This is a genomic window from Stenotrophomonas sp. GbtcB23 (assembly GCF_019091045.1).
Lineage (GTDB): Bacteria > Pseudomonadota > Gammaproteobacteria > Xanthomonadales > Xanthomonadaceae > Stenotrophomonas > Stenotrophomonas rhizophila_A.
In genome coordinates this window covers 43,559-50,904 of record NZ_JAGXKC010000032.1, presented here as the reverse complement: position 1 = coordinate 50,904, position 7,346 = coordinate 43,559, and the positions used below count along the sequence as shown (strand labels likewise).

8 protein-coding genes are annotated in these 7,346 nt (G+C 67.2%); 4 read left to right on the top strand and 4 right to left on the bottom strand.

The features are described from left to right. On the top strand, positions 1–399 hold a 399-nt coding region (locus KVS69_RS13655; protein WP_217538540.1), incomplete at its 5' end, for a hypothetical protein. A gap of 13 nt (positions 400–412) precedes the next feature. Here KVS69_RS13655 and KVS69_RS13650 read toward each other — a convergent pair. The 3 genes from KVS69_RS13650 to KVS69_RS13640 all read right to left on the bottom strand — a co-directional run bounded on the left by KVS69_RS13650 (position 413) and on the right by KVS69_RS13640 (position 2,780). Then, complete coding sequence (locus tag KVS69_RS13650) at positions 413–802, bottom strand: response regulator transcription factor (RefSeq protein WP_217538539.1); 390 nt, start codon at positions 800–802, stop codon at positions 413–415. Positions 803–922: 120 nt separating this feature from the next. Continuing rightward, entirely contained in the window at positions 923–1,570 is a 648-nt protein-coding gene (locus tag KVS69_RS13645) for a response regulator transcription factor (RefSeq protein ID WP_217538538.1), read from the bottom strand. A 151-nt stretch (positions 1,571–1,721) separates the two neighbouring features. Then, positions 1,722–2,780, bottom strand: a complete 1,059-nt coding sequence (locus tag KVS69_RS13640) for a helix-turn-helix domain-containing protein (RefSeq protein WP_217538537.1) — start codon at positions 2,778–2,780, stop codon at positions 1,722–1,724. Between the two features lie 258 nt (positions 2,781–3,038). Between KVS69_RS13640 and KVS69_RS13635 the strand changes: the two genes are divergently transcribed. The 3 genes from KVS69_RS13635 (at position 3,039) to KVS69_RS13625 (ending at position 5,958) form a co-directional block, all read left to right on the top strand. Next, the gene (locus tag KVS69_RS13635; protein ID WP_217538536.1) at positions 3,039–4,577 is read left to right on the top strand and encodes a histidine kinase; all 1,539 of its coding nucleotides are present in this window, start codon (positions 3,039–3,041) and stop codon (positions 4,575–4,577) included. A 22-nt stretch (positions 4,578–4,599) separates the two neighbouring features. Then, the gene (locus KVS69_RS13630; RefSeq protein ID WP_217538535.1) at positions 4,600–5,460 is read left to right on the top strand and encodes a phosphatase PAP2 family protein; all 861 of its coding nucleotides are present in this window, start codon (positions 4,600–4,602) and stop codon (positions 5,458–5,460) included. Between the two features lie 102 nt (positions 5,461–5,562). Continuing rightward, on the top strand, positions 5,563–5,958 hold the full coding sequence (locus KVS69_RS13625; RefSeq protein WP_093535850.1) for an OsmC family protein: 396 nt from the start codon (positions 5,563–5,565) through the stop codon (positions 5,956–5,958). 276 nt (positions 5,959–6,234) lie between these two features. Here KVS69_RS13625 and KVS69_RS13620 read toward each other — a convergent pair whose 3' ends face one another. Further along, positions 6,235–7,218, bottom strand: coding sequence for a helix-turn-helix domain-containing protein (locus KVS69_RS13620; RefSeq protein WP_217538534.1), 984 nt, complete (start codon positions 7,216–7,218; stop codon positions 6,235–6,237). Between the last annotated feature and the right edge of the window lie 128 nt (positions 7,219–7,346).

Below are 7,346 nucleotides of genomic sequence, written 5' to 3'. Positions count from 1 at the left end.
GCATGCCGGCACCTGCTGGCAGGCTACGTCATTGGCGAGACCCTGCTGCTGGTTGCTCCGCTGCTGCTGCTCTCGCCTACGCTCATCCGCGCGCGCCGCCACGCGTTGTACCGGTTCAGCGCGTTGGGCAACCGCGCGGCGGCGTCATTCGATGATCGCTGGAAGGCTGCCAGCGAGGACACGGCCAGCACCGAATCGCTGCTCGACCACAACGACGCGTCGGCCTTCGCCGACTTCAGTGCGGTGTATCAGGGCACGACGGCCATGTCGGTGGTACCGGTCACGCGCTGGACCCTGATGGGAATGGCACTTCCCACGCTCGTCCCGCTGCTTCCGCTGGCGCTGGTGGCCATGTCGGTGGACGATCTGGTCGCGAAACTCGCGGGCATGCTGATATGAACCCATCCACCGCCTACAGCGAGCGCGAAACGAAGCGTTCGCCACGCAGCGCGGCCTGCACGGCCAGCGCCAGGTCGTCGCCGGCATCGGACTTGAGCACATAGCTGCACGGGCCCAGGGCCATGGCCTGGTCCACCATCTGCGGCTCGGCATGCACGGTGATGAACACCACGCCCAGTACCGGCCGCTGCACGCGCAGCCGCCGCGCCGCTTCCAGGCCGTTGAGCTCGGGCATGGCGATGTCGGTCACCACCACGTCGGGCAGCATCGACTGCGCCGCCTTGACCAGCGAGGCGCCGTCCTGCACCAGGCCGATCACCTCGAACTGTTCGGCAAGCAGGCCACGCAGTTGCCGGCCCATGGCGGAGCCGTCTTCGGCAAGCAGCACACGGGCAGCATTCATGGTTCCCGCCAGGTCGACGCGTTCCCTGATGGTGTGCCGTGCCTGTCCACCGGACAAGGGAAAAACAACCGGACGCGGGCAAGTAAATCTACTTGCCCGCGTCCCGTATGCAGACGGTGCTCAGTGCCGGATCAGGCCTTCGTGTTCGGCCTTGCGCACCAGTTCCAGCGTGCCGTGCACGCCGAGCTCCTGCATGATCGCGTACTTGTGCGATTCAATCGTGCGCACCGACACCCCTAGTTCGTAGGCGATCTGCTTGGAACGCAGCCCGCGCGCGACGTACTCCAGGATGCGCAGCTGCTTGTCGGTCAGCACGTACTGCTGCCGGCCCGCATTGGTGATGGCATCTGCGGCCAGCGTCGGGGTGACATAGGTGTGCCCGCCCATCACGCCGGCCAGGGCCCGCACCAGTTCCTCGCCCGCCGCGCTCTTGAGCACATACCCGCGCGCGCCGGCACGGATCGCTTCGGCCGCCATGCTCGACTCGTCATGCATGGTGAGGAACACCACCGGCATTTCGTAGCCCTCCTCGCGCATCCGCCGCAGCGCCTGGATGCCGGTGAGGCCAGGCATGCTGATGTCGGCCACCACCACGTCGGGAGGATCCCGCCTTACGGCGTCAACCAGTTCCTGTCCGGAAGACACCAGTTCGATCGACTCGAACCGGCCTTCCAGCAGATGCTCGATGCCCTGAGCCACCACGCGGTGGTCATCGGCCAGCACTACCCTGCGATACCGGCACTCCGCCGGCGAATACGAAACCTGCATGTTGTCGTCTCCCGTGGCATCAATCGTCCCCTGATTGAAGTGCTCTGCGGGCCAGCGGTAGCGCCGGCCCCGCACAACGATTCGACCTTGATGGTGCGGACGTGATGGCGCCGTGACGTTGTTTCACACTGTGACGGACGTTCAAAACGGTTCAGCCACGCAGGGTATCCCGGGGGCTTTCGCCGAACACGTCGCGGTACATCACCGAGAACCGCCCCAGATGCGCAAAGCCGAAACGCGTCGCCACCTCGGTCACCCCAACCGAGCCCCGGGCATGCCGCAGGGCACTGCGGGCCAGGTTCAACCGCGCCAGCTGGTGCCAATGGCACGGGCCATGTCCGTAAGCATCACGAAACAGACGCTCCAGCTGGCGTTCGCCCACGCCCAGGTGCCGGGACAGCGCCCGGCTGTCATAGGGATTCTCCAGCTGCAATTTCAGATAGGCCTCGGCCTGGCGCACGATGGCGTCGCGGCGGCGTTCGTTGCAGCTGCCCAACCCCCGCCGTTCGGGACCACCATCGGATGCCGCCACGGCATCGATGAACACCCCGAGCAGGGTGGATGCCTGCATCTCCAGCTGCTCGGGCCGGACAATCCCCTGCCAACCGGCGGCGTCCTGAAGCACCGTGAACACCCCTTCGCGCAGGTTGCGGGCGTCCCTGGGGGCCGCCGCGCGGCTGTACCAGCCCACCTTGGGCAGCCGCAATTCGCGCCCGACCCGCTGCACTGCTTCCCGCTGCAGCACGGTGCGCGGAATGAGCATCACTGCCCATTGCCAGCCCCCGGGACTGGGGCGCACGTTCAACTCGCTGTCCTCGGCAAACACCATGATCTGGCCCGCTGCGATCCAGCGTCCGTTGGCCCACATCGGTTGCGCGCAGGTGACGGCCAGGGCCAGCGCGATCATGCCCTGGCTGAAGCTTCCACTGGCAAAGATCGGCAGCGTGTAGGCGCCGCTGTCCAGGCTGAATTCCGGAAAGACCAGGCGTTGCACGCAGGCGCGAAAGTGGCCGGCAGCCAGCAGCCGCTGTTCGAAGCGGGTATCGCGCACCACCCCCAGCAGGGCGTCCGCATCGAAGCCGTCAACGACAAAACGGCTGTAGGGGGACATCGGTTCGTCCATCGCCAGCTCCCGGATTCGTCGGAATGTGGATAGCGCGCGTCGAGTCAACCTGTTCTCATCGGCGCGATTGTGGGGCCGTTGCGACATGGCGACAAGTCGTGCCGCCAAAGCCCCCAGCCGTGACCGGTCGCAGTCCGTTGCTCACCCGAAAGTCGTACCACGTTATGGCGCATGGATTGCCAGTGTGGTGATCCCGCGCATCTCCCGAGGTGCAGAGTGCAGGCCAGCAGCCAGGTGAACCAGGTCGGGACGCCCCCGGCCGACACTACCCGCAACCGCTTGTCCTTGCGTCGGAGTGAGCGCTTCACATCGTCTCCACTGGATGTGCGCATCCTCATAACAAACGTGCTCCCGCTCCTGCTCGGCTGCATGCTCGGCCAGTGGCTGCCCACGCTTGCCCCCAACCCGCAGCTGCATGTGCTGTGGATACCCGGCCCGGTACTGCTGGGCTGGTTGCTGTTCACACCACGCAGCCAATGGCGCGGGTGCATCCTCGCCGCCTGCGCCGGCACCGTGCTGTCGTTGCTGCTGGTGCCGCTGTCGGCACTGCCGCGCCTGCTGGCCAGCCTGGGCGAGTTCGCCATGGTGGCAATGGTGGCGTGGCTGCTGTTGCGCTGGCGCGGCGAGCGCGCTGCGCTGGAGGACTACCGCGACCTGACCCTGTTCCTCCTGCTGGCCTGTGTGCTGCTGCCCCTGTGCGGGGCGTGGTGGTACGCGCTGGCGCTGGGTGGACGCGGTCCTGCGCTGGCGCCCGCCACGATGCGCGAGTTGGCCCTCACCAGCAGCGTCAGTTACCTGCTGATCGTGCCGGCCCTGGTCAACGTGGCCCGCATCCTTGAAGCGCCCGAGCGCCGCCACGGCTGGCATTGGCAGACGCTGGGCCTGGCCCTGTTGCTGCTGGGCCTGCTGGTGGTGCTGTGGACGGTGGATTGGCAGGACGGGGTGGTCACCCCGCTGCTCACCCTGGCGCCGATTCCGTTGCTGGTCTGGGCACTGATCGTGTTTGGCATCGCGGGGGCATCCTTGACCATGGTGGTCGTGGCGGTGCTGGGGATGCAGCTGGGCGTGGAAGCGATGGGACCGTTCGGCTTCTGGACGCCCGAGCGCAACCTGCTCACCGGCCAGGCCTGGACCCTGTGCACGGGGTTCGCACTGCTGTTCCTGGGCGCACTCTCCGAGCAGAAGCTGTCCAACCGGATAAAACTGCAGCGTGCGTACGCGCGCCTGGGCGAAGTCACCGGGCGGATGCTGGTGGTGCAGGAAGAGGAACGCACCCGGATCGCGCGCGACCTGCATGACGACGTCAACCAGTCGCTGGCCGCGATCTCGATCCGGCTCAGCACCCTGCGCAACCACATCCCGCCTGCCGAGCGCCCCAGCGTGGTGGAACTGCAGGACCAGCTGTTGTCGGTGTCCAACGACATCCGCGCCATTTCGCACGAACTGCACCCCAGCATCCTGCGCTTCACCGGGCTGGCCAGTGCGTTGGATGCGTTCTGCATCAAGCGCAACGCACGGGGACGGCTGCGGCTGCGCTGCAGCATCGAGGACGCGCCACGCCTGAACGACGATCAGGAGCTGAGCCTGTTCCGGATCGTCCAGGAAGCGGTCAACAACGTGGACAAGCACGCGCGCGCCAGCGTGGCCGACGTACTGGTGTGCGTGCGTGGGCAGAACGTGGTGCTGCGGGTGGATGACGATGGCGTGGGCATCCTGTCCAGCCACCTGCGGCGCACGCCCGGACTGGGCCTGATCAGCATGGAAGAACGCGCACGCCTGCTGGCCGGCACCCTGCACGTGGGCACCAGCCCGCTCGGCGGTGCGCGGATCGAAGTGCGCTTTCCCCTGCGCGATGCCGCGCCGCGTGGTGCGGCCGGCCAGTAGAACCCTACGGATGGAGGTGTCCATGCCCGCTCATCGCAAGGCGTCCTGGCTTGCCGTCGCGCTGTTGGTCGGCTGCGCCACCGGCCCATTGACCAGCCCATCACCGGCGCTGCTCCCCTCCGCGCTGCCGCCACCGCCTGCGCCCGTTCCGGAGCTGCGCCCGGGCGTGCCCGCCGGCTACCTGGGACGTGCGCTGCCCGACAGCCTGGTCCTGCTGCCGCCGCCTCCCGCCAAGGGTTCGCCCGGGTTTGCCCGTGACCAGGCGACCAGCCGGGCATCGCAGAAGTTGAAATCCAGTCCGCGCTACGCACTGGCCAGCCGCGATGCCGACCTGCGCTTCCCGCAGGTGGCCAGCACGTTTTCCTGCGCGCTGGGGGTGCCGATCAGCCAGCAGGATACGCCGCGCCTCTACCTGCTGCTGCAACGCACCCTCGTCGATGCGGGCCTGGCCACGTACGCGGCCAAGGACCATTACAAGCGCACACGGCCGTTCGTGTTCTACAAAGAGAAGACCTGCTTCCCGGCCGATGAAGCCTCGCTGCGCACCGACGGCTCCTATCCCTCCGGGCATACCTCGATCGGCTGGGCCTGGGCACTGCTGCTGAGCGAGCTGAGCCCGGCCCAGGCCGATGCCGTGCTCGCCCGCGGTCGCGCGTTCGGCGAAAACCGGCTGATCTGCAACGCGCACTGGCAAAGCGATGTACTGCAGGGGCGTGCGGTCGGCGCTGGCGCCGTCGCGGTGCTGCATGCCAATGAAACCTTCAACGCGGACATGAGGGCGGCCCGTGCCGAGATCGACAGCCTGCGCGGCAGCGGCGTGGTGGCCCAGGACTGCGACGCCGAGGCGACCGCATTGAAGGTGAAGATACCCAGCGTGGAGTAGCCACCCGCGAAGGCAACAAACCGTCCCGCCGCTGGCAGGCTGCGCGCAGCCAGCCGGCATGGCATGCTCGGCGCCCCACATTCCCGTTGCAGAGCGTGCGCCATGGCACAGGTCAAGATTGTTTCCGACGGCCCCAACTACCGGCACCAGATCCAGGCCGGTGCACACCACGTGGTGGCCGATGAGCCTGCCACGCTGGGCGGACAGGGCGCGGGCATGGCGCCGTTCGAGCTGTACCTGGCGGCGCTGTCGGCCTGCACGGCCATCACCCTGCGCATGTATGCGGAGAAGAAGGGCTGGGACCTCGGCGAGTTCCGCGCCGAACTGTCCTCCTCCCGCGACGCCGACAACCGCCTGCTGGTCCACCGGGTGCTGCATGCCAGCGGTGCGCTTGATGACGCGCAGTGGCAACGGTTGCTGGACGTCGTGGAACGGACGCCGGTGACCCTGGTGATGCGCGAAGGTGCGGTGATCACCAGCGAGCGGGCTGCCGGCTGAGACGGATCGCAGGCGAGAAATGGCCTGGCTCGCTGCCCCCTGAGCGATGACGGGGGAGACATCCCGCGGTTGACAGCGAGCCAGGACAAAGCCTGCCGGTCGCGTGCTCCCGGACCTCCAGGGCCCTGTCCACGCGTTGGCGCTTCGTGGTCATTAGAACGCTGGGATGGACGCGCAGACGCTTCGATCCGGCAGCACGAACGTGCGTTCCGGCAAGACGAGGGAGGAATGCGGCATGTGGATGCGCAATTCCGGCACGTTGCCGGAAACGTGCCTTCAGGCCGGGATGCCCGCCGAGGCAGGCGCACGCATCAGGGTGTCCCGGGGCAGCTCACCGAACACGCGCCGATAGTTGTCGGCGAACCGCGACAGATCCCACAGGCCACAGCTGAGCGCCACCGCCTTGACCGACTTGCGGGTGGCGTCGGCCATCGACAGGCCGCGGCATGCGGCGCACAGCCGCAGCATCGACAGGTACCGGTTGGGCGAGGTTCCGAACAGGTCCTCGAAGGCATAGCGCAGGGCACGCTCGCTCACGCCCGCTGCGGCGCAGATTTCGTGCATGTAGATGTTGCGCCGCAGATTCTGCCGCATGAAGGATTCGGCGCGCTGTGAGATCAGATAGTGCGCGCGGCGCGCACGGGAGTTGGCCGCCCGGCTCTGCCCCTGTGCCGCGAGCAACGCCTGCACGTGTTCGTGCAGCAGCAGCGCAGCAGCGTCAGCAGGCAGGGCCGGATCCGCGCCGCCGAGCCATGCGGGAAGCTGCGCGTAGCGCCCGGCAAGCCCGCAACCGCTGGCGCCCGCATCGAACAGCGAGAGTGCCTGCCCGAAAGGCAGGTTCGAACGCAGGCTGAGTTCGGTGAGTTTGCGCTGCACCCGGTGCATGGGCGTAAGCAGGAAGCTGAAACGGCTGCCGGCACTGAGCGCGAATTCACTTGCGCCTTCGGGAAACACCGTCAATGCCGTACCCGCGCCCAGGCTCACGCCGTGGCACCAGCTTCGCGATGGGTCGGTCTCGTGGATGAAACCGAGCAGGCACCATTCCGGCGGCAACACGAAGCGTCCGCGGAACTGGAAACCGCAGGTGACCGTGCAGAACAGCGATTCATCATGCACCTGCGCCTGGATCGATGCGCGCGGCCCGTTGTCGTCCAGCAGCACCAGTTCCAGTTCGCAGACCCGGAGCACACCGCCCAGGGACGCCAGGTCATGCTGGCGTAACGCGGTACCGTGAATCTCCTGCACTTCACCATCGGCCATGACAGCGGATTCCCCGTTTGGCGTGGACTCCACGATGGTCGCCATCCACCGTGCAGGCCCCTTCCTGGTTTGCTGTGCATTCCCCCCTCGGAATGCGTCGCTGGTTCTACCGGACAGAATATCGGTGT

Coding starts and splice junctions, on each gene's coding strand:
- KVS69_RS13650 (WP_217538539.1), bottom strand. CDS start 802: ATGAATGCTGCCCGTGTGCTGCTTGCCGAAGACGGCTCCGCCATGGGC.
- KVS69_RS13645 (WP_217538538.1), bottom strand. CDS start 1,570: ATGCAGGTTTCGTATTCGCCGGCGGAGTGCCGGTATCGCAGGGTAGTG.
- KVS69_RS13640 (WP_217538537.1), bottom strand. CDS start 2,780: ATGTCGCAACGGCCCCACAATCGCGCCGATGAGAACAGGTTGACTCGA.
- KVS69_RS13630 (WP_217538535.1), top strand. CDS start 4,600: ATGCCCGCTCATCGCAAGGCGTCCTGGCTTGCCGTCGCGCTGTTGGTC.
- KVS69_RS13625 (WP_093535850.1), top strand. CDS start 5,563: ATGGCACAGGTCAAGATTGTTTCCGACGGCCCCAACTACCGGCACCAG.
- KVS69_RS13620 (WP_217538534.1), bottom strand. CDS start 7,218: ATGGCCGATGGTGAAGTGCAGGAGATTCACGGTACCGCGTTACGCCAG.